Annotated in this window: 17 protein-coding genes; 7 read left to right on the top strand and 10 right to left on the bottom strand. The window is 62.8% G+C overall.

Going from position 1 to position 20,709, the window contains the following annotated elements:
- Nucleotides 1-7: 7 nt before the first annotated feature.
- The 5 genes from AWB80_RS04460 (at nt 8) to AWB80_RS04480 (ending at nt 7,924) form a co-directional block, all read left to right on the top strand.
- Nucleotides 8-3,046 (top strand): FAD-binding and (Fe-S)-binding domain-containing protein, encoded by a 3,039-nt coding sequence (locus AWB80_RS04460; RefSeq protein WP_061173406.1) that lies wholly within the window; start codon nt 8-10, stop codon nt 3,044-3,046.
- A gap of 255 nt (nt 3,047-3,301) precedes the next feature.
- A complete protein-coding gene (locus AWB80_RS04465; protein ID WP_061173407.1) occupies nt 3,302-4,591 on the top strand; it encodes an MFS transporter in 1,290 nt (429 codons plus the stop codon).
- A 58-nt stretch (nt 4,592-4,649) separates the two neighbouring features.
- The gene (locus tag AWB80_RS04470; protein ID WP_061173408.1) at nt 4,650-5,459 is read left to right on the top strand and encodes an enoyl-CoA hydratase/isomerase family protein; all 810 of its coding nucleotides are present in this window, start codon (nt 4,650-4,652) and stop codon (nt 5,457-5,459) included.
- 1 nt (nt 5,460) lies between these two features.
- Complete coding sequence (locus AWB80_RS04475) at nt 5,461-6,699, top strand: CaiB/BaiF CoA transferase family protein (protein ID WP_061173409.1); 1,239 nt, start codon at nt 5,461-5,463, stop codon at nt 6,697-6,699.
- A gap of 76 nt (nt 6,700-6,775) precedes the next feature.
- Nucleotides 6,776-7,924: a DSD1 family PLP-dependent enzyme gene (locus AWB80_RS04480; protein ID WP_061173410.1), complete on the top strand. Its 1,149-nt coding sequence runs from the start codon at nt 6,776-6,778 to the stop codon at nt 7,922-7,924.
- Here the strand turns inward: AWB80_RS04480 and AWB80_RS04485 are convergent.
- The 7 genes from AWB80_RS04485 to AWB80_RS04515 all read right to left on the bottom strand — a co-directional run bounded on the left by AWB80_RS04485 (nt 7,921) and on the right by AWB80_RS04515 (nt 15,295).
- Nucleotides 7,921-8,970 carry an FUSC family protein gene (locus tag AWB80_RS04485; protein ID WP_061173411.1) on the bottom strand — a complete coding sequence of 350 codons (1,050 nt, stop codon included), beginning with the start codon at nt 8,968-8,970 and terminating at the stop codon, nt 7,921-7,923. The genes AWB80_RS04480 and AWB80_RS04485 overlap by 4 nt on opposite strands.
- A gap of 195 nt (nt 8,971-9,165) precedes the next feature.
- Nucleotides 9,166-9,351 (bottom strand): hypothetical protein, encoded by a 186-nt coding sequence (locus AWB80_RS04490; RefSeq protein ID WP_061173555.1) that lies wholly within the window; start codon nt 9,349-9,351, stop codon nt 9,166-9,168.
- Nucleotides 9,352-9,476: 125 nt separating this feature from the next.
- Complete coding sequence (locus AWB80_RS04495) at nt 9,477-10,694, bottom strand: c-type cytochrome (protein WP_061173556.1); 1,218 nt, start codon at nt 10,692-10,694, stop codon at nt 9,477-9,479.
- A gap of 74 nt (nt 10,695-10,768) precedes the next feature.
- A complete protein-coding gene (locus AWB80_RS04500; protein WP_061173412.1) occupies nt 10,769-12,508 on the bottom strand; it encodes a methanol/ethanol family PQQ-dependent dehydrogenase in 1,740 nt (579 codons plus the stop codon).
- Nucleotides 12,509-12,748: 240 nt separating this feature from the next.
- On the bottom strand, nt 12,749-13,018 hold the full coding sequence (gene pqqD, locus AWB80_RS04505) for a pyrroloquinoline quinone biosynthesis peptide chaperone PqqD (protein WP_061173413.1): 270 nt from the start codon (nt 13,016-13,018) through the stop codon (nt 12,749-12,751).
- 63 nt (nt 13,019-13,081) lie between these two features.
- A complete protein-coding gene (gene pqqA / locus AWB80_RS04510) occupies nt 13,082-13,156 on the bottom strand; it encodes a pyrroloquinoline quinone precursor peptide PqqA (protein WP_008347847.1) in 75 nt (24 codons plus the stop codon).
- A gap of 195 nt (nt 13,157-13,351) precedes the next feature.
- Nucleotides 13,352-15,295, bottom strand: coding sequence for a sigma-54-dependent Fis family transcriptional regulator (locus AWB80_RS04515; RefSeq protein ID WP_061173557.1), 1,944 nt, complete (start codon nt 15,293-15,295; stop codon nt 13,352-13,354).
- A gap of 333 nt (nt 15,296-15,628) precedes the next feature.
- Between AWB80_RS04515 and AWB80_RS04520 the strand changes: the two genes are divergently transcribed.
- Nucleotides 15,629-15,823: a hypothetical protein gene (locus AWB80_RS04520; RefSeq protein ID WP_061173414.1), complete on the top strand. Its 195-nt coding sequence runs from the start codon at nt 15,629-15,631 to the stop codon at nt 15,821-15,823.
- A gap of 119 nt (nt 15,824-15,942) precedes the next feature.
- Here the strand turns inward: AWB80_RS04520 and AWB80_RS04525 are convergent, their stop codons facing one another.
- The 3 genes from AWB80_RS04525 to AWB80_RS04535 form a co-directional block, all read right to left on the bottom strand.
- A complete protein-coding gene (locus AWB80_RS04525; protein ID WP_061173415.1) occupies nt 15,943-16,587 on the bottom strand; it encodes a LysE family translocator in 645 nt (214 codons plus the stop codon).
- 110 nt (nt 16,588-16,697) lie between these two features.
- Complete coding sequence (locus tag AWB80_RS04530) at nt 16,698-18,278, bottom strand: GGDEF domain-containing protein (protein ID WP_244206390.1); 1,581 nt, start codon at nt 18,276-18,278, stop codon at nt 16,698-16,700.
- A 164-nt stretch (nt 18,279-18,442) separates the two neighbouring features.
- The gene (locus tag AWB80_RS04535; RefSeq protein WP_061173416.1) at nt 18,443-19,279 is read right to left on the bottom strand and encodes a FadR/GntR family transcriptional regulator; all 837 of its coding nucleotides are present in this window, start codon (nt 19,277-19,279) and stop codon (nt 18,443-18,445) included.
- 214 nt (nt 19,280-19,493) lie between these two features.
- Here AWB80_RS04535 and AWB80_RS04540 point away from each other — a divergent pair, with 214 nt between their 5' ends.
- Nucleotides 19,494-20,702: an ABC transporter substrate-binding protein gene (locus AWB80_RS04540; RefSeq protein ID WP_061173417.1), complete on the top strand. Its 1,209-nt coding sequence runs from the start codon at nt 19,494-19,496 to the stop codon at nt 20,700-20,702.
- Nucleotides 20,703-20,709: the final 7 nt, after the last annotated feature.

Here is a 20,709-nt window from a genome sequence, read left to right on the forward strand (position 1 = left end):
ACTCAAAATGCTCAATTCCCCCACAGACCGGCTCGTCAAGCCGATTCATCTGATGCCCGCTTCTGCACGGGCGCGCCTCGAGTCGACGCCGACGCCGTTACAGGCGCGCCTGCAACGCGAGTTGAAGGGCGACGTACTGTTCGACCGCGCATCGCGCGGACGCTACGCCACCGATGCATCGATCTATCAGATCATGCCGCTCGGCGTCGTCGTGCCGAAGGATCAGGACGACTTGCGCGTCGCGCTACAAATCGCGCGCGATGCTCACGCGAGCCTGCTGGCGCGCGGCGCGGGCACGAGTCAATGCGGACAGACGATCGGCGAAGCGCTCGTCATCGATACGACGAAGTGGCTCAACAACATCATTCACTTCGACAAGGAGGCGCGCACGGTCACGGTCGAGCCGGGCGTCGTGCTCGATCATCTGAATGCGTGGCTCAAGTCCCATGGCCTCTGGTTTCCGGTGGATGTATCGACGAGCGCGCAATGCACGATCGGCGGCATGGCGGGCAACAACTCGTGCGGCTCGCGCTCGATGGAATACGGGATCATGGTGCACAACGTCGACGCGATCGACGCGATCCTCGCCGATGGTCATGAAGCGCGATTCGGCAGACTCTCGACCATGACGACCGATGCGCGCACGCGCGATCTCATCGACGGCGTGCGCAGCATCGCGATGCGTGAGCAGCAGGAACTGCGCGAGCGCATCCCGAAGGTGCTGCGGCGCGTGGCCGGCTATAACCTCGATCTGTTCGACTGCCAGAGCCCGCTCGCCTTCAGCGATAGTGGCGAACCGAATCTCGCGAATCTGCTGGTCGGATCGGAAGGCACGCTCGCCTTCAGCCGTCAGTTGACGCTGAAGCTCGCGCCGCTGCCCGCGCACAAGACGCTCGGCGTCGTGAACTTCCCGGGCTTCCACGATGCGATGGACATGACCCAGCACATCGTCAAGCTCGGGCCCGTCGCGGTGGAACTGGTCGATCGCACCATGATCGATCTCTCGATGTCGAATCCGGCCTTTCGGCCCGTTATCGAAAAAGCTCTGGTGGGCGAGCCGGAAGCGATCCTGCTCGTCGAATTCGCAGGCGCGGATCGCGACACGCAAGTCGCGAAGCTCGCGCAACTCGTCGAGTTGATGAGCGATCTCGGCTTGCCGGGCTCAGTCGTGCAGATGCCCGATGCAGGTCCGCAAAAGGCGCTGTGGGAAGTGCGCAAGGCGGGTCTCAACATCATGATGAGCATGAAGGGCGATGGCAAGCCGGTGTCCTTCATCGAGGATTGCGCGGTGCCGCTCGAGCATCTCGCCGACTACACGAGCCGCCTGACCGAGGTCTTCAGGAAGCACGGAACGGAAGGCACCTGGTACGCGCATGCGAGCGTCGGCACGCTGCATGTGCGGCCGATTCTCGACATGCGCCGCGACGGCGCCGTGAAGATGCGCGCGATCGCCGAAGAAGCCGCGGCGATGGTGCGCGAATACAAGGGCGCATTCTCGGGTGAACACGGCGATGGCCTGTGCCGCGGCGAATGGGTCGCGTGGCAATACGGCCCGCGCATCAACGAGGCGTTTCGCGATATCAAGCAACTCTTCGATCCGGAGAATCGGCTGAGCCCGGACCGCATCGTCGCACCGCCGAAGATGGACGACGCAAGCAACTTCCGTTTTCCGCCTTCGTATCGCGAGCGCGCATCGACGCCACATCTCGACTGGTCCGCATGGAACGTCACGCGCGATCCGTTGACGGGCGAAGAGGGCGCGCCGGGTTCGGGCGGCGATCTGTCGGGCGGGCTCGCGAAAGCGGTCGAGATGTGCAACAACAACGGCCATTGCCGCAAGTTCGATGCAGGCACGATGTGCCCGAGCTATCGCATCACGAAGGACGAGCAACACGTCACGCGTGGCCGTGCGAACACGTTGCGGCTCGCGCTGTCGGGACAACTGGGCGATGACGGTCTCGCAAGCCAGGATGTGAAGGACGTGCTCGACCTGTGCGTATCGTGCAAGGGCTGCAAGCGCGATTGTCCGACGGGCGTCGACATGGCGCGCATCAAGATCGAGGCGCGCGCTGCGTGGACACAGCGTCATGGCGTACGCCTGCGCGAGCGGCTGATTGCGTTTCTGCCGCGCTATGCCTCGTATGCGAGCCGCATGCCCGCGCTGTCCAATGCACTTGATACGAACGTGCCGGGCGTCGCGCGCTGGCTGAAGGCGAAACTCGGCCTCGCGTCGCAACGAGCGTTTCCCCGCTTCACGAAGCCCTTTCTCGCCGATGCCGCGAACAAACCAGTTGCATCCGCAACCAAGGAGGTCCTGCTCTTCGTCGATACCTTCAACAACTACATGGAGCCGGAAAACGCGCGTGCGGCGCAACGCGTGCTCGAAGCGGCGGGCTACACGGTTCATCACAACGTGAAGCGCGGCGAGCGGCCGCTGTGTTGCGGGCGAACGTTTCTCTCGGCCGGTCTCGTCGATGAAGCCAAAGCGGAAGCGCGCCGCGCGCTCGATGCGCTCATGCCGTATGTCGAACGCGGCGTGGCGATCGTCGGGCTCGAACCATCATGCCTGCTTTCCTTGCGCGACGAGTTTCTCGGATACGGCTATGGCGATGCTGCACGCAAGCTCGCGCAAGCCTCGTTTCTATTCGAGGAATTTCTCGTGCGAGAAGAGGCGGCAGGCAGGCTGCGTCTGAAGCTCAAGGCGCTCGATCGGCCGAAAGCGATGTTGCATGGTCATTGCCATCAGAAAGCGTTCGACGCCGTGCGCCCCATCGAAAAGGTGCTCGGCTGGATTCCGGCGCTCGATGTGACGACGATCGAATCGTCGTGCTGCGGCATGGCGGGCAGCTTCGGCTATGAAGCAGAGCACTACCAAGCATCGCAGGCGATGGCGGAGCTGTCGCTGCTGCCCGCCGTGCGTGCCGCGGGCGATGCGCTGATCGTCGCGGACGGCACCAGTTGCCGTCATCAGATCGCGGATGGCGCGCAACGCGAGGCGCTGCATGTCGCACGCGTGCTCGCAATGGCGCTCGATGCGCAGGACTGACGACCGCTGGACCACACTTTCATTCACCGAAGCAGAAACAGCGGACCGTGACGAGCCGCGACCAGGAGACAAGCTGATGACATCACCGCGCAAACCACGCATTCGCAAGCTGCGCCGCCGAATGCAATAAGCAGACGCAGATCGAGCCGCAATCCTCATCCGACGTACCCAAGGGAAGTTCCGCATGCCGTGACATCCGGCGCCACTCGATCATTCGAGGGCGCCCGTCCACGCACGCGGTTACACAAGGAGACGATGATGTTCCGTCGAGCCACGACGCGCGTTTTGCTGCTGCTATGCGCGATGTATTTCATCACCTATATCGACCGGGTCAATGTCAGTACCGCGGCGAGCCAGTTCGGCGCTGAGCTGGGCCTGTCGCACACGCAAGTCGGTTTCGTGTTTTCCGCGTTCGCGTATCCGTATCTGGTGTTTCAGATCATCGGTGGATGGGTGGGCGACCGCTTCGGGCCGCGCCGCACGCTCACGCTGTGCGCGATCATCTGGGCGGGCGCGACCGTGCTGACGGGTATGGCGGGCGGCTTTTTCTCGCTGATCGTGGCGCGCGTGCTGCTCGGCCTCGGCGAAGGCGCGACCTTTCCGACCGCGACACGCGCAATGTCCAACTGGATGCCCGCCGATCAGCGCGGTTTTGCACAAGGCATTACGCATGCAGCTTCGCGCATCGGCAATGCGGTAGCGCCGCCGCTCATCGTCTGGCTGATGGTCGCGACGAGCTGGCGCGGCGCGTTCATCATCACCGGGATCATCAGTTTTGTGTGGGCAGTGGCGTGGGTCTTGTACTTCCGCGACAATCCGCGCGATCATCCGCGCATCACCGAAACCGAGTGCGCGACGCTTGCAAACTACTCGGGCGTGAAGCAACGCACGCCGGTGCCGTGGCGCAAGCTGCTCGGCCGCATGGCGCCCGTCACCGCCGTGTACTTCTGCTATGGATGGGTGTTGTGGCTCTTCCTCGGCTGGATTCCGCAATACTTCCTGCACAGCTATCACATGCAACTGGGCAAGTCGGCGCTCTTCGCCTCGGGCGTGTTCTTCGCGGGCGTGCTCGGCGACTGGTTCGGCGGCTCGCTGACCGACCGCATCCTGAGAAAGAGCGGCAACGTGCGCCTCGCGCGCAATGTGATGGTCGGCGTGTGCATGTTCCTGACGCTGCTGTCGCTCGCGCCGATCATGCTCGTCTCCGACATTTCGATCACGCTCGCGGCGGTGTGTCTTTCGGCTGGCTTCTTCTTCAACGAGATGACGATCGGTCCGATGTGGTCAGTGCCGATGGATATCGCGCCGAAACACTCCGGCACCGCGTCCGGCATCATGAATTCCGGTTCGGCGCTGGCGGCCATCATCAGCCCGGTGGTGGGCGGCTGGCTGATCGACCGCACCGGCAACTGGAACCTGCCATTCACCGTGTCGATGATCCTAATGGGCGCGGGCATCATCCTCTCGTTCACGATGCGCCCGGACCGCGCGCTCGAAGTGGAGGAAGAAAACAAGGACGCGGCGGACGCGCGCAAGTTCGTGTGATCTGGCGGACGAGGCGGTTCGATGCATGTTGCATGCATTGAACCGCATTGAATAACGCATGCAGCATTCAATTCAAGGAGGCGATGTGGCGGAACCATCCATCCTGACCGAGCGCGACGGCGATATCGTGACGGTCGTGATCGACCGGCCCGAGAAGCTCAACGCGATGACGAAGCCTCTGTGGCGCGCACTCGGCGAGACCATCGAGACGCTTTCCCTCGATGACACGCTGCGTTGCATCGTGCTGCGCGGCGCGGGTGAGAAGGCGTTTTCACCGGGCAACGACATAGGGGAGTTCCGGACGGATCGCGCGAACGTCGAGCAGGCGAGGACTTACGGCGCAATCATGCATCGCACTTTGAATGCATTGCGCGAGTGCCGGCATCCGATCGTCGCGATGATTCATGGCATTTGCGTCGGCGGCGGTCTGGAAATCGCCGCGATGTGCGATCTGCGCATCTGCGGCGAGTCGAGCCGTTTCGGCGTGCCCATCAAGAACCTCGGGCTGGTGATGGCGCATGCGGAAATGGAAGGCCTCGTGCGTCTCGCGGGCCCGGCGGCCGCGCTCGAGATCCTGCTCGAAGGGCGCATCTTCGGTGCGAAGGAAGCGCTGGCGAAAGGGCTCGTCACGCGCGTCGTCGCGGACGCGGAAGTCACCGCGCATGCCCACGAAACCGCACGGCGAATCGCGGACGGCGCGCCGCTCGTCGCGCGCTGGCACAAACAGTTCGTGCGCCGCGTGATGGACCCCGCGCCGCTCACCGACGATGAACGCGACGAAGGCTTCACCTGCTTCGGCACCGAGGATTTTCGCACCGGCTATCAGGCCTTCCTCGACAAGGTCAAGCCGCAATTCAAGGGACGTTGACATGGCAGACACGAAACCAGCGGCCGCGCCCGGCGCGGGACCGCTTGCGGGCATGCGCGTGATCGAACTCGCGCACATCATGTCGGGGCCGATCTGCGGGATGATGCTCGCGGACATGGGCGCCGACGTCATCAAGGTCGAGAAGATTCCCGGCGGCGACGATTGCAGACGGTTCGCGCCGATACTCCCGAGCGGCGAATCGGCATCGTTCATGATCGTGAACCGCAACAAGCGCGGCATCGCCCTCAATCTAAAGACGCCGGGCGGCAAGGAAGTGCTCGCAAGGATGCTCGCGAGCGCGGACGTGGTGACGGAGAACTATCGGCGCGGCACGATGGAAAAACTCGGCTTGGGCTACGAGACGCTCAAGGCGATGAATCCCGGCCTCATCTATTGCGCGATTTCCGGCTATGGCCGCAGCGGGCCCATGGCCGACAAGGGCGGCTTCGATCTCATCGCGCAAGGCCTGAGCGGCCTGATGAGCATGACCGGTGAACCGGGGCAGGCGCCCATCAAAGCAGGCTCGCCCGTCACCGATATCAATGCGGGGATTCTGGCCGCGCTCGGCATCAGCGCGGCGTATGCGCGAAAGCAGGCGACCGGCCTCGGACAGATGGTCGATACGTCGCTCTTCGAAGCTGGCCTGCAGCAGATGTACTGGGCGTTCGCCAACTACTTCGCGGACGGCACCGTGTTGCCCAAGGCGGGCTCCGCGAATCCGACGAGTGCGCCGTACCAGGCGTTCCGCACGCGCGACGGCTGGGTCAACATCGGCGCGGCGAATCAGAGCAACTACGAGCGGCTCGTGGGCGTGCTGAACATTCCCGGACTCGCCGAAGACGAGCGTTTCCGGACCAATGCGGGCCGTCTGAAGCATCGCGAGGCGCTCGTTGAGATGCTGGGCGCGCGTCTGGTCGAGCGCACCACCGACGCATGGCTCGCGAGCTTCGACGAGATCGGCCTGCCGAGCGGCGCGGTGCTCGGCGTGCCGGAGGCGTCGTCGCACGAACAGGCCATCGCGCGCGGGATGATCGTGGAGACGGACCACCCGCTCGCGGGCCCGATGCGCGGCATCGGCTTGCCGATTCATTTCTCCGAGGGGCGCACGCAAGCCTCGCGTCCCGCGCCGCTGCTCGGGCAGCACACCGGCGAAGTGCTCGGCGAATACGGCTTCGACGACGCGCGCATTCAGGCGCTCAAGGACGAAGGCGCGATTCTCGAAACGGAAGTTCCGGCATGACGTCGGCAAAAGGACAAACGGTTTTATGCATTCATCATGCAGAATGCCTGATCCAACTCCATCGCCACGATCCGCCATGACGCTCATTCCTCCTTGTGCCGCCCGCGTGGGCGACATGCTCGAAACCGTCGCCACGCCATCTCTGACGATCGATCTCGACGCCTTCGACGCCAATCTCGCCGCGATGTCCGCATACGCGGCGCGACACGGCGTTGCTTTGCGTCCGCACGGGAAGGCGCACAAGTCCAGCGAGATCGCCAAGCGCCAGGTCGAAGCGGGCGCGGTCGGCGTGTGCTGCCAGAAGCTGTCGGAGGCGTATCCGTTCGCGCGCGCGGGCATCGGCAGCATTCATGTGAGCAACGAGTTCGTCGGCGCGGACAAGCTGGCGATGGCTGTCGAACTCGCATCGCATGTGCGGCTTTCGGTGTGCGTCGATGCGTTGTCGCAAGTGCGGGCGCTCGGCGATGCAGCGGCGCGTGCCGGTGTGACCATCGACGTGCTGCCCGAAATCGATGCCGGCCAGCATCGCTGCGGCGTGACGAGCGAGGACGCGCTGCTCGCGCTCGTCGACGGCATCGCGGAACAACGAGCGTTGCGCTTCGCGGGCATTCAGGCGTATCACGGCGGCATACAACACGTCGCGGACTGGAGCGCGCGCAAGAGCGAGGCGAATCGCGCCGCGGACATCGCCTCAGGCTATCTACGCTCGCTCGATGCACGCGGCGTGCGCTGCGGCGTCGTGACGGGCGGCGGCACGGGCACGGTCGAGTTCGATGCCGCGAGCGGCGTCTTCACCGAACTGCAACCGGGCTCGTACCTCTTCATGGATGGCGATTACGGCGGCATCGGCTGGAGCGGCGAATTGCGCTGGCGTCACAGTCTTTTCGTGCTATCGACGATCATGAGCGCGACGCGGCCCGGCATGGCCGTATGCGACGTCGGCCTGAAAGGGCTCGCGGTGGATTCGGGCTTGCCGCGCAGCGTGCATTGGCTCGACACGAACACGGCGCCTGCGTTGAGCTACGTCGCCGCGAACGACGAACACGGCATGTTGCAGGCGCAACACGATGCCGACGCCGATTTCGCGGCGTTCGCCGGCGAGCGGCTTCGGTTGCCGCCGGGACACTGCGATCCGACCGTGAATCTCTACGACGAATACGTGTGCTATCGCGGCGAGCGCGTGACGGACATCTGGCCGATCGATGCCCGCGGCCTTTCGCGCTAGGCCGATGATTCCTTCGGCGGATAGATCGTCGCGATCAGCGCGTCGAGATCCGCGACGATCAGCCCGACGACGAACTGCGCCACTTCCTGCGCGCCATGCGCCGACTCCTGCGCCGCAAGCATGTCCTTGAGCTCACTGACGGCGGCGCGTACGCGTTCGAGTGGCGCTTCTTCCTGATGGTTCGACGCGAGCACGTTCGCGAGCGTTTCGAACAGAGCTTGTAGCTTACGGCCCGTATCGCCGAGCCGAGCCGCGCATAGCTCGCGATCGAGACGCGATACCGCCTTCGCAAGAAAGGCCGCATCGCCATGAAGACGCCGCAGGAAGGGCGCCGACTTGTCGATGGCGTCGGAGCGCCGGTTCTGCACGAGCACGATGATGTGCTCGCGTTCGGCTTCCTTCAACGCATCGTCGAGCGCTTTCTGGGCGTCCATGCTGTGCGTTTCGAGGCGCATCGCGCGGGCTTCGTCCGGTTCGCCGGACAGATACAAGCCGATCAACTGACCCAGGCTTTTCAGCGTATCCGCGACACTGCGATGCGCGGCTTCGAGCGCGCGATTCGGCCAGAGCGCCGACACGACGAACGACGACGCCGCGCCGATCAATATCTCCAGCACGCGATGCATCGGCCGCTCGAAGGGTGATCCCGGGCCCGCCGGAATCAGCACGACGATTACGAGCGTCACGCACGCGAGCCTGAACGCGGGGCGCTTCGCGCTCAACGCGGCGAGCGGTACGAGCGCGACCGCGAAGACGGCGAGCGGCGGCGCGCCACGCTCCATTGCAACGATGCCGAGCACGCCCGCTACCGCGCCGATGAATGCGCCGATGATCTGATCGCGAGCGGTATCGACGGCTTGCGTAAGACTCGGCTGCGTGACGATGACGAGTGTCGTGATGAGCGCCCAGTACCCTTCGGGCAGCGTGGCGAGCCGCGCGGCGGCATAGCTGATCGCGCAGCTCATGAGTGTGCGAAGAAGCCGTCGTGCTTCGGGTGCGCCGAAGAAAGTGCGCAATTTGCGTCGTGTGCGGGTGATCGCGGTCATGCGGTCGGGTCGGTGGCTAAACGGATCAGACGATGAGGACGCGATGCGCGCGCCCGGTGCTGCATTATGCCAATGCAGCACCGCGCGAGGCGAAAGAGGATGTCCAGGGAAAGCAGGAAAGGGGGCGGCACACATGTCCGTGCCGCCCCGGTATCGCGACGAACCGAAGTCTCGACGAAACGTCAGGGTGTGCCGTCAGGTGAGTATTGGCACCGCTTCGATCAGCGCAAGCCCGAGTAGCGCCCCGATGGCTGCGCTGATGAGCTTCGGATGCCAGCGATCCAGATGCAGCGCCGTGAGCAGCGCGCCGATCAGGATGACGCCGAGCAAAGCGAAAACCACGACAAGATAGCCGATTTCGAAATCATTGTTGATCAGCACGACGCTGGCCTCCTGCCGGCGCGAGCCGGCCGAATTGCGCATTGCATCACGCCGCGGCCCAAATCGATCCGCCCACGCGACATTTTGATTATATGTCACGTTGTGATGTATTCAAGTCGACGATTTCAACGGGCGGGTCCCGCGTTCAGCGGCAGCTTCGACGCGCGCGCGCTGTCGGCCGTCATCTTCGATCCACCCGGCTTGTAGCCGTTCGACATCAGCAGGAACGCCATGATGTCCGCATAGTCCTGATCTTTCATCTTGCCGGGACGATCCGCGGGCATGTTGGTCGCCATGTAGGTGAAGATGCCGCCGACGGTGAGATGCGAGTTCGATGGCGGCGCGAACGAAGGTCCCTGCAACGCAGGCGCCGTCATGCCCTGAAGTTGCACGCCGTGGCACTTCGCGCACGAACTCGAATAGAGCGTCTTGCCGTGCGTCGTTTGCGCCTGCTCGAATGTGGGCGGCTCGACGGCGCCTTCGTTTGCCACCTTGATGAAGCGTCCCGCGCGCGCTGCGTTCGCATCGGCGAGCATGATGCCCGAATGCGTGGACGATGCTGGCGACGGCGTGTCGAGATAACGCGCAGCCGAAGCGGTTTGCGCGGGCAAGCTCCATTGCTTCGTCAGCGCCTGCAAGCGGCCATCGTTGGTCATTGCCTTGAGCGCATCGTCGATGCGTCCGCGAAACGCGGCGCTTCGATCGCTGAATGCGAATGCCAGATGCCAGTCCGCATACGGTGATTCCGCGCGTGCAACCGTGAAGCTGTGCTCCGGATGCGCGATGCGATACGCGACGACGGCGGGATACCAGACGATCGCGCGTTGCGCGCGTCCACTCGCTACCGCGTCTACGGTCGATGCCGATGTGTTCTCGAGATCGAGCGTCACGTCCGACTGTTGCACCGCGATCAACTGCGCGGGGCTTGCGTAAGTCGCGGCGACCGTGCGCTTCGCGGCGTCTTTCAATTCCGCGCCCGGTGCTTCGATGCTCACATAGCCAGCACGCAGATAGCCGCGCGAAAACTGCATCTTGCCGCCGGACGCATCGGCGACGGCGGAGCGCGGGAAGCCGGCGATCACATCGCATGCGCGTGCGAGTGTCTTGTCGAGCTCCTTGAGCGACACGCCATCGTCGTCGCCTTCGCCGATGCCGTCGGCGACGAACGTCGCGGGGATGTTGGCGCGCGCGAAGACCGCCTGCGCGACGGCGCGATCGAGCGACGCCGACGGACTGCCGGGAAACGTGCAGATCTTCACGGCGGCATCAGAAGCCGATGGGGCCAGCGCGATGCATGCGGCCAGCATGCCCACGGCACGAATGGAGTTGAGGGATTGATTCATGTCGAAGCGTCCGATGAGGTCGATGAACACCGCGAGCACACGACGATGCGCGCTCGCGGCTCGATCAGGAGGGGTCAGGTGCGATCGAGCGCGAACACATAGAGCGTGCCTCCGCGCGGGACCTTGTCGGCGGCCTTCGCCATCGGGCCGCCCCAGATCGGATTCGCGCCGCCGTAACCCGCGAGTATCGCGACGTATTCCTTACCGTCGATCTCATACACTGAAGGCTGCGCGATGATTCCGCTCGCGAGCTTGGGGCTTTGCCACAAAACCTTGCCGGTCTTTTCGTCGAACGCATAGAGATGGCCGTCGAGCGAGCCGCTGAATGCGAGACCGCCCGCCGTCGTCGCGACGCCGCCGTTCCACGGCAGCTTGCTCCAGTGGCTCCAGACCTTCTTGCCGGTATCGACATCGATAGCCTGCAACTCGCCGTAACCCTTGCTGTTGGGCTCAGGCTTGATCTCGAAGCCTTCGCCGAGATAGGGCAGACCTTCCATGTAGGTCACCGACTTGCCCGACAAGGACATGCACGCATGCAAGGCGGGCACGATCGCGAGATGCGTTTGCGGATCGTATGAAACGGACCACCAGTTCTTGCCGCCCAGAAAACTCGGACATGTTTCAATGGTCGTGCCCGTCTTCGGATACTTGGACGCATCCTGAATCGGCTTGCCATCGTCCGTGTAACCCGTGACCGATGTCGCGGTGACGAAGGGCCGTGCATAGATCAGCTTGCCATTGCTGCGATCGATTGCATGAAAGAAGCCGTTGCGGTCCGCGTGAATGATCGCATCGTAGTCCTTGCCTTGATACTTGATGTTCGCGAGCACGGGCGTGTTCACGCCGTCATAGTCCCAGGTGTCATGCGTCGTGTATTGATAGTGCCACTTGAGGTCGCCCGTTTTCGGATCGAGCGCGAGCAGCGAATCGGAATAGAGATTGTCGCCGGGACGGAGATCCGCGAGCCATGGTCCCGGGTTGCCGACGCCCCAGTAGAGGGTCTTGCTCGCGGCATCATAGGTGCCGGTGAGCCATGCGGGTGCGCCGCCATGTTCCTGCATGCCATCGGGCCAGGTGTTGCCGCCGGGTTCCTTCGCGCCGGGCACGGTAAAGCGTTTCCACAGCACCTTGCCATCGTTCGGATCGAGTGCCGCGATGAAGCCGCGCGCGCCGTACTCGCCACCCGCACTGCCCACGACGAGCGCACCATCCAGCGCGAGCGGCGCAAGCGAGAACGCATAGCCGGTGCCCGGATCGAACATCGCCTTCTTCCATACGAGCGCGCCCGTTTGCGCATCGAGCGCGGCCACTTCGCCGTTCAGCATCGCGACATAGACGTTCTTGCCGTATAAGGCGACACCGCGATTGATCACATCGCAACACGCGGTCTTGAACGACTTTGCGTCGAGATTCGGCTCGTATTTCCAGAGCTGCTTGCCGGTTGCGGCATCGAAGGCATAGACGTTGTCCTTGGGCGTCGTCACGAACAGAAAGCGTCCGTTGACGATGGGCGTCGCTTCGAAGCCTTGCTGCAGGTCCTTGGGAAACTTGTAGCTCCATGCCTGCTTCAAGCCCTTCACATTCGTCGTGTCGATCTGCTTGAGCGGTGAGTGGCCGTGACCGTTATACGTGCGGTAGTAGGTGAGCCAACCAGGATCGTCCTGCGCGCTGGTGAGACGTTCATAGCTGACCTCCGGATACTGCGCAGGCGTGCCGCTCGCTGCGATGGCCTGATGCTGTGCGAGCGCGAATGAGGCACTGACACCCGCAGCAAGGGCCGCGATGCGCATTGCCGGACTGAAGCGAATCTTCATCGTTGTCTCCTGAGTATTATCGGTGCGACGTCTTACTGAATCTAGATAGCGATCCGAAACGGTTGCGACGTCATCAAGGCAAGTCATGTGCCATTGGCGATGCATGCGCGTGCGTGCCTTGCCGCATGCGGATCTCATGGACGAAGCCATGCACACGCCCGCCATGCGGCGTCGATGTTCGTGTGTTGCATCGTGGAGCAGTGAGACATCTGGCGTGTTGCCCGATGTGACAGTGCGGGTTCAGTCGAGCCAGCCGAGGCGGCGGGCTTCATCGATGAAGCGATACACATCCGCGGCAAGTCCCGATGTGCGGAAGCGTGCTTCAATCTCGCCGATGATGTCGTCGAGTTCGCGCGTGCCATCGCAGCGCGCGAGTATCTCGCCCGCACTGCGATTGAGTTCGACGCTGCCGCGCGGATGCACGATCTCGCATGTGCTCATGTCCGCATGCCAATGCAGCTTCAGTGGCGCGCGCAAGCGTGGCCGCGTAGGCGCAGTCGTGGTGTTCATGTGGAGCAGAAGGAAGGGGACGTGCCCGGGTTCGATCGACCCGGGCGCGCTTTCATCGCAGCATCAGCGTGTGGCGATATACATCGTGATCTCGAAGCCGAAGCGCAGATCGGTGAAGGCCGGTGTCGTCCATTGCATGTTCATCTCCTGGATGATGTTCGAGTGAGATCGCGAACCGTTTCGCAATCGGACCTCGAAAATGCAAGCTCCGTGCCTTCGATGAATCGACCGTGCATGTGCACGCTGCGGGCTTTCAGTTCGGTTTCGATGATGCGTGGCTATGGTGACCGCGCTGTGCCTGTTCGGAACAAGGGTGTAGCGAAGTGGAACAACTCATTGCTCCATCGTTGAACAGGCGGGCATCTTGCGATAGATCGTATTGCGTGACACTCCCAGCGCGCGTGCAGCGGCCGAGACATTGCCACGATGCCGCGCGAGCGCCGCCGCGATCACGGATGCTGTGACTTCCTGAAGACGCCCTGATGCAAGCGCCGATGGAACGCATGCTTCAGACAGGCCCTGCGCGCCGACACGAGTGTCCTCGAAGAAATCTTCCGGTAGATGTTCCCGACGGATGCAGCCATCGTCATCCACCATCGCGGCCGCCGTGCGCAGCAGATTGCACAGTTGCCTGAAGTTGCCGGGCCACGCATAGCACTCGAAGAGCGCCATCACTTCATCGTCGATCGACAGGGACATGCAGCACGCTTCATCGGCGCTCACGGCATGCAGCATCTTCGTGATGACGGTCGCGAGGTCGGTGCGTTCGCGCAACGGCGGCAGCTTCACGACGAGTCCATTCAAACGGTAATAGAGGTCCTCGCGAAAGCGGTTCTGTTCGATCATCTCGCGCAGATTGCGGTGCGTCGCGCAGATGATGGCGACATCGACCGGTATCGATTTGCTCGAACCGAGCGGATCGACGACGCGTTCCTGCAGCACGCGCAGCAGGCGCACTTGCAGCGGATACGGCATGTCGCCGATTTCGTCGAGAAAGAGCGTGCCGCCGTTCGCCTGCAAGAGCTTGCCGGCCGCGCCCTTGCGCCGCGCGCCCGTGAACGCGCCTTCCTCATAACCGAAGAGTTCCGATTCGATCAGGTTCTCCGGAATCGATGCGCAGTTCACCGCGACGAACGGCCCCGCGCGGCGCGGTGAATCGCCATGAATGGCCTGCGCGAGCAACTCCTTGCCCGTGCCGGTTTCACCCGTGATGAGGATCGGAATGTCCTTGCCGATGACCTTGCGCACCTTGCCGATGACAGCGGACACCTTGGTATCGCCGGTGTCGAGCGAGGCGAGCTTCGATGAAGCATCGCGCGTAGACGATGCGCGCGGCGCGAGTCGGGTCGCGACGGGCGTGGCAGCCATCTCGGCGAGCGGCGCGCGATTCAGGCGCACGCGCGCGCACACGCGTGTGCCGTTGTTGAGGTCGAGGGGCAGATGCGGCGCGCGGCTCGCATGCGAACGATCGATCAGTTGGGCGCTCGTGAGCCCGAACAGCGACGATAGCGTATGCGCGCGCAGCGAGGAAAGCGGCAAGCCGAACTGAAACTGCGCGCTGCGGTTGGCCGAGAGAAAGCGTCCATCGCATGTGAAGGCCATGATGCCTTCCATCAATGTGCCGAGAAATTCGGGGCGGCTGTGAAACGCGATCTGCAGCATGCCCTGAAACGTGCTGGAAAAAAGATGGTTCTCGATCATCTGCACCGACATGCGCGCAAGCGCCATCGTGTGCCGATGATAGCTGCGATGATCGCCGGTGACGTCGAGCACGCCAATGAGGTCGCCGTATGGATCGAGGATCGGCACGCTGGAACAGGTGAGAAAACGATTGGCGGCGAGATAGTGCTGGGCGCCATGCACGACGGTCGGGCAGCGTTCCGCGATCGCCGTGCCGATCGCATTGGTCCCTTGTCGTTCCTCGGCCCAGTTCGCGCCGGCGCGCAGCGCGACCTTTTCGGCGCGAGCGAGAAAGTCATCGTCGCCCGTCGAATGGAGAATGAGACCTTGAGCGTCGGTCAGCACGATCATGCTTTGCGTGTTGACGATTTGTTCGCGCAGCGTTTCCATCACCGGCGTCGCGTGCGCGCACAGCACACGGTTCTGTTCGAGCTTGAGCAGCAGATCGCCTTCGGTCAGCACGTCGTAGTCGGGCCGTGTCGACGCATTCAGGCCGAAGGTTTCGGAACGCTCGTGCGCCTTGCGGATCGACGGAATGAGCCAGCCGCTCTCTCGCTCTTCGTGGGTAGTCGCGATCTCGCGGATATCGTCTTGCATCCTCTCCTCCATGTGCAAGTGCCGGTCGTATCGCCGGATGCGTGAGCGCGGATAAAAGCAAGTCCTGCGCCAAAGAGCGGCGCGATCATGCGTGTCAGCCAATCGAAAGGATGTCGGTGTCGTCGCGGTGCCGACAGCATCGTGCGTGTTGTGTTGGCGCGCGTCTGACTCGGTGCATCGATGGAGCGCTTGCATTTGTGTCGACGAGCCCGCCGCATAAAGCTCGCAGCCGACGTAGCGCTCATTGGCATGCACGATGCAAAGAACCATGGCGAGCGCACCATACGCTCGATTCAAGCAAATACTTGCTCACGCATCGCAAGGAGAAACCCCATGGCGCACCTGAAGCTCGACGATCTGCAACATGCCGAGGACCTGACCTCTTCCGAGATGTCCCGCATCGTCGGAGGCGACAAGAAAGAGCCGGCCGGCAGGCCGATTCATATCGACGCCAATAGCGGCGTGCTGACGTTCAAGGACGGCTCGCAGTGGACGATGGACCTCGACGGCAAGCTGCATCCGCTGTGACGCGTGGCTTCGGAAGCCGCCTGTGAGAGGAGACCGGGACGTGCGCTACCTCGTGCGCCCCGGTTTTTTGCATTCAGAATGCCTGATGGCGTTTTGACTTTTGCGTTCTGAATGCCGAATTACAAACCGGTTCGGCCCGCCGTGAGCACGAGCCGCAAGCCGAGCATCGCGATGACGCCCGACGCAATCCGATCGATCCATTTCTTCGCGCGCAGATACATATCGCGCGGGCGCGGGCTCGAGAAACCCAGCGCGACGACGGTGTACCAGCCTGTCTCGATCGCGAAGACCATCGGCGGCAGCACAAAATAGCACCACAGCGGTGGATGCTGCGGCAGGAGCGCCGCGAAGATGCTGCCGTACCAGATGGCGGTTTTCGGATTGCTCAGTTGCGTCGTGAGTCCGAGCCAGAATGATTTGCGTGCGCTTCTCGTGAGCGCGGGCGCATCGTCGCGATTCGGCATGTGCATCGGTTGTACGGCCCCGCGCCAGATCTTCCACGCGATATGGATCAGATACAGGCCGCCCGCGACCTTCAGCGCGATGTAGAGCCACTCCACGGCGACCAGCAGCGTATAGAGTCCCGCGAGCGCGATGCCGCCGAAGAAGATGCCGCCCACGCCCATGCCGAGCGCGGTCGCGAGACCATCGGCGCGCGAGATGCCGATGGCGTTGCGCGCCACGACCACGAAGCTCGGTCCGGGAATCATCGCGCCGAGCAGCAGCGAGAACAGAATCGCGAGTACGGCGTTCGATGCGGTCATCGGACTTTCTCCTTCTGTTTGCAGTCGATTGCATGGGGAATGCGGCATGCAAAACGCACGATTGCATTCAGCATGCATGATGCATGATACGCCCGACGTTTTGCGCTGCTTCAGCCGCCGCCGTTCGCGACGCTGTCTTCATGAATCGCGCGATTGCGTCCGGCGCGTTTCGCGAGATAGAGCGCGGCGTCGGCGCTGTTGAGCAACTTGAGGGCGTCGTCGGCAAGGCGCGGCGAGGCCGTGGCGCAGCCGATGCTGATGGTCAGTATCCCCTTGGGCGCGGCGCTGTTCGGGATCGCCAGTTCTTCCACCTTCACGCGCAGGCGTTCCGCGAACGTGAACGCGCCGCTCGATGCCGCGCCTGGCAACACGATCACGAACTCCTCGCCGCCATAGCGCGCAACGATATCGCCGGGCCGCTTCGCGGAATTCTGTATGCAATCGGCCACCGCGATGAGCGCGTCGTCGCCCATTGCGTGACCGTAGGTGTCGTTGTAGAGCTTGAAGTAATCGACATCGACGAAGAGCGCGGAGAGCGGTTGATCGGCACGCCGCGCACGGCGCCATTCCTCGTCGAGCCGGCGGTCGAGCGCGCGGCGATTGGAAAGCCCCGTCAGCGCGTCCGTGCCCGCGAGCCGCTGCAGTTTCTCGTGCGCGATCGCACGCGAACGCAACGAGATGGCCAGCAGCCACGAGATGACGATGAAGCCGCCGCCGAACATCAGCGTCAGGCCACCGATGACGACGCTGCGTTCACGCCACCCACCGAGCACGTCGTCTTCGGCGGGCGCGACTGCCGCGATCAGATGCGTGCCCGGCACGTGCTGGAAAGTGTAGAGCCGTCGTACACCATCGATCGTCGAGCGGGAGATATAGGAGCCGGAGGGCGCGTCCTTCATCGCGGCGAAGGTTGGCGATTTCGCGACGTATGCAGTCTCATCCGACGGCAACGCCGGCTTGCGCGCGATCATCACGCCGTCCTGCTGAACGATGAACGCCGAGCCCGACCGGCCGACATTCACGCGCGACAACAAATTCCTGAAGTAGGCGACGTTCAGCGCGATGACGGCGACCCCCGCGAACGATCCGTCGGGCGCGTTGATGCGGCGGCTCATCGCGAGCGAGGTCACGCCCTTGCGCAGTCGCGACACATAGGGTCCGGAAATGAAGAGGCTCGCGTCGGGGTGTTCGGCATGAGCCTTGAAGTAGTCGCGATCGTTGAAGAGGAGATCGGCATGCTGCGAAGGATCGCGTTCGATCACGATGCGTCCTTCGCGATCCATGACGAACGCGCCGCCGACATAGGTCATTCCGGTGGCGCCATCGAACAGAACGAGCTTGCGCAGATCGGGAGGAAGCGCCATCACGGCGGGGTTTTGCGCGCCGCTCACGATGGTGCGCAGCGACAGGTCGATCGCTTCGGCGTTGCGGGCGATATCCGCGCTCAGGGTCGCGACGAGATTGGCCGACGCCTGATGCGCGTTCTGCAACGCCTGCGCGCGTCCCTGCCAGAGCGCGGCGAACGACAGCACCGCCATGGAAATGGCGATGGCGGTACCGATGAGTCCGGCGAGCACCGGAAACCGCGAGAACGCTTCGGCGAAGCGCATCGCGGCGGAGTTGTTGCGTCGCATCAGCCGGCGGCTCATCACGCGTCCGGTCTTGCGAACGGCCTTCAAACTGGCGGGCATTCAGGTTCTCCGCATGACGCCATTCCCGCACGACCGGGCACGCCATCGCTGTGCGACGCCACCTCGCATTGCGTCGAAAACTCCGTGATTCATGGGTCGAAATGCATTCGCGTTTCCGATTGTAGTCGGTCGCACCGCTTTGTTTCAGCACGGACGTCCGCGAATCAGCTACCGCGTCCCCCCATGCGCTTGCGGATTTCCGAGTCGAGAATGAGCCGTCCGCGCAGCTTGCCCTTCATGCGCTTCACATAGCGCGGCGCTTCGGTCATGTGAATCACCATCAGTTCGCGCACCTTGTCCGCGTTGCGCGCGCGCGCGGCTTCCGTGATCGCCTTGTGGATCTTCACGTTCGCGCGGCCGAAGCGTTCGTGTTCGGCCTGCGGCGTATCGTTCCTGAACTCGATGAGCTGCCGGATCATCTCGTTGATGAGTTCGCACGTGAAGCGCAGAAACGGGTTGGGATTGGCGGCGGCGAGAATGTCGTGAAAGTTCACGTCTTCCTGACGTTGCCTGACGATGTCGCGATCCACATGCGCCGCGGCGGGTTCGTCGCAACACGCGATGTTCGTTTCCAGCGCCGCGAAATCCTCGTCGGTGAGATGAGGCACCGCGCCCGCCGCCAGTTCGGGTTCGAGCAACTGACGCACGGTATAGATATCGTCGATGGTCACGTCCTTGAAGAACAGATAGTTCTGCAAGAGCTGCAACGTGCGATCGAGCGGCACTTCGACGATCGTGCCGCCGCCCGACGGGCCCGTCGTCACCTTGATGAGCCCTTGCACTTCGAGCGATTTGAGCGCCTCGCGTATCGTGCTCTTGCTGACGGAGAAGAGCTGCTGCAACTCGACTTCGCGCGGCAGCTTGTCGCCGGGCTTGAGATTCTTTTCCGTGATCAGCCGCTTGATCTCTTCCGCGACGAGATCCGCGCGCTTCGGCTGCTTGATCGACTGTTGCGCGATCTCGATTGCAGCGCCCGCGCGTTTTGCACGCTCCATGACCATGTCGATGCTCCCTGTCGTTGTCTGCTTGATACGCGTACGCATGGCGGCCACGCAGACTGGAATTTTGCCTTATTGACACGCGAATTTATTGTTCCTAGCATCAGGTTCATTCTATTTATCATGATAAATAGGATGAACCCCGCCGAGGCTCGAACGTACCACGAAAATAATGCGGGGCGGCTGCGCGGGTCATCTTCTTCAAGGAGCGTCAATTTTGAATCGCCGAAACATGTTGAAACTGGCCGCGCTGTCGGCCATTCCAGGATCGATCGAAGCGCTCGTGTCAAGAAGCGCCTTTGCGCAGAGCTCGCCGATCCAGTTCGCCTGCCCGGTGCCGATGTCCGGCCCGTTCGCGGCCAACGGCAAGTACGCCGATCTCGGCATGAAGCTCGCGATCGATCAATACGGCAAGGTGCTCGGCCAGCCGCTCGCCTATACGACGCTCGATACCGAGGGAAAACCCGCAACGGCCGTGCGGCGCGTGCAGGAAATCGCCCAGCAGAAGAACGCGCGTTATTTCGCGGGCGGCATTCTTTCCTCCGAAGCACTCGCAATGGGCAAGGAAGCCCAGAAGGCCGACGGCATCTTCATCACGACAGCGGGCGCGGATGAACTCACCGGCAAGGATTGCAACAGCGCGACTTTCCGCTGGTCGGTGCCGACTTTCGGCGCGATCGAGCAGACGGTGCGGCCGCTGATTCAATCGATGCCCAACGCGAAGCGCTGGTACACCATCACGCCGCAATACGTGTTCGGCGACGGACTCTTGTCCGCAGCGAAGAACATCTTCAAGGAGAAGGGCATCGAGCATGTGGGCAATAGCTATCACTCGCTCAATGAAAAGGAGTTCAGCGGTTATCTGACCAATGCGGTCGCCGCCAAGCCTGACGTTCTTCTTATCCTGAACTTTGGTTCGCAATCGTCGGACACGTTGCGCCAGGCCGTGAGCTTCGGCATGAAGAACAACTGCACGATCCTGATGGCGTGGGCGTCGGGGCTGGAGCAATTCGAAGCGCTCGGTCCTGACATTTGCGAAGGCGTGTATTTCGGCGCGCAGTACTGGCATGCGATCGACACGCCGCTCAATCACGATCTCGTCAAGCGCGTCAACGCAACCTACAAGTCGAACCCGAACTACAGCCTCGCAGGCTCGTACATCTGCACGAAGATTCTGCTCGACGGCATCGTGAAGGCGGGCACCGCCGACCCGAAGAAAGTCGTCGCCGCGCTCGAAGGCATGAAGTACGCAGGATTGACCGGTCCCGAAGAGATACGCGCGGGCGATCATCAGGTGCTGAAGAACTATTACCTGTTGAAGGGCAAGCCCAAGAGCAAGATGAAGGACAAGGACGATTACGCCGACATCGTCAGTTCGGGTCAATCCTTCCTGCCGCTCGACAAGACACAATGCAAGCTGGCTTGATAGCTTG

Origin of the sequence: Caballeronia pedi (genome assembly GCF_001544915.2) — a bacterium.
Lineage (GTDB): Bacteria > Pseudomonadota > Gammaproteobacteria > Burkholderiales > Burkholderiaceae > Caballeronia > Caballeronia pedi.

What these genes read in the sequence shown, in the direction of transcription:
- AWB80_RS04460 (WP_061173406.1), top strand. Translation starts at nt 8, where the DNA reads ATGCTCAATTCCCCCACAGACCGGCTCGTCAAGCCGATTCATCTGATG.
- AWB80_RS04465 (WP_061173407.1), top strand. Translation starts at nt 3,302, where the DNA reads ATGATGTTCCGTCGAGCCACGACGCGCGTTTTGCTGCTGCTATGCGCG.
- AWB80_RS04470 (WP_061173408.1), top strand. Translation starts at nt 4,650, where the DNA reads ATGCAGCATTCAATTCAAGGAGGCGATGTGGCGGAACCATCCATCCTG.
- AWB80_RS04475 (WP_061173409.1), top strand. Translation starts at nt 5,461, where the DNA reads ATGGCAGACACGAAACCAGCGGCCGCGCCCGGCGCGGGACCGCTTGCG.
- AWB80_RS04480 (WP_061173410.1), top strand. Translation starts at nt 6,776, where the DNA reads ATGACGCTCATTCCTCCTTGTGCCGCCCGCGTGGGCGACATGCTCGAA.
- AWB80_RS04485 (WP_061173411.1), bottom strand. Translation starts at nt 8,970, where the DNA reads ATGACCGCGATCACCCGCACACGACGCAAATTGCGCACTTTCTTCGGC.
- AWB80_RS04495 (WP_061173556.1), bottom strand. Translation starts at nt 10,694, where the DNA reads ATGAATCAATCCCTCAACTCCATTCGTGCCGTGGGCATGCTGGCCGCA.
- AWB80_RS04500 (WP_061173412.1), bottom strand. Translation starts at nt 12,508, where the DNA reads ATGAAGATTCGCTTCAGTCCGGCAATGCGCATCGCGGCCCTTGCTGCG.
- pqqD (WP_061173413.1), bottom strand. Translation starts at nt 13,018, where the DNA reads ATGAACACCACGACTGCGCCTACGCGGCCACGCTTGCGCGCGCCACTG.
- AWB80_RS04515 (WP_061173557.1), bottom strand. Translation starts at nt 15,295, where the DNA reads ATGCAAGACGATATCCGCGAGATCGCGACTACCCACGAAGAGCGAGAG.
- AWB80_RS04520 (WP_061173414.1), top strand. Translation starts at nt 15,629, where the DNA reads ATGGCGCACCTGAAGCTCGACGATCTGCAACATGCCGAGGACCTGACC.
- AWB80_RS04525 (WP_061173415.1), bottom strand. Translation starts at nt 16,587, where the DNA reads ATGACCGCATCGAACGCCGTACTCGCGATTCTGTTCTCGCTGCTGCTC.
- AWB80_RS04530 (WP_244206390.1), bottom strand. Translation starts at nt 18,278, where the DNA reads ATGCCCGCCAGTTTGAAGGCCGTTCGCAAGACCGGACGCGTGATGAGC.
- AWB80_RS04535 (WP_061173416.1), bottom strand. Translation starts at nt 19,279, where the DNA reads ATGGTCATGGAGCGTGCAAAACGCGCGGGCGCTGCAATCGAGATCGCG.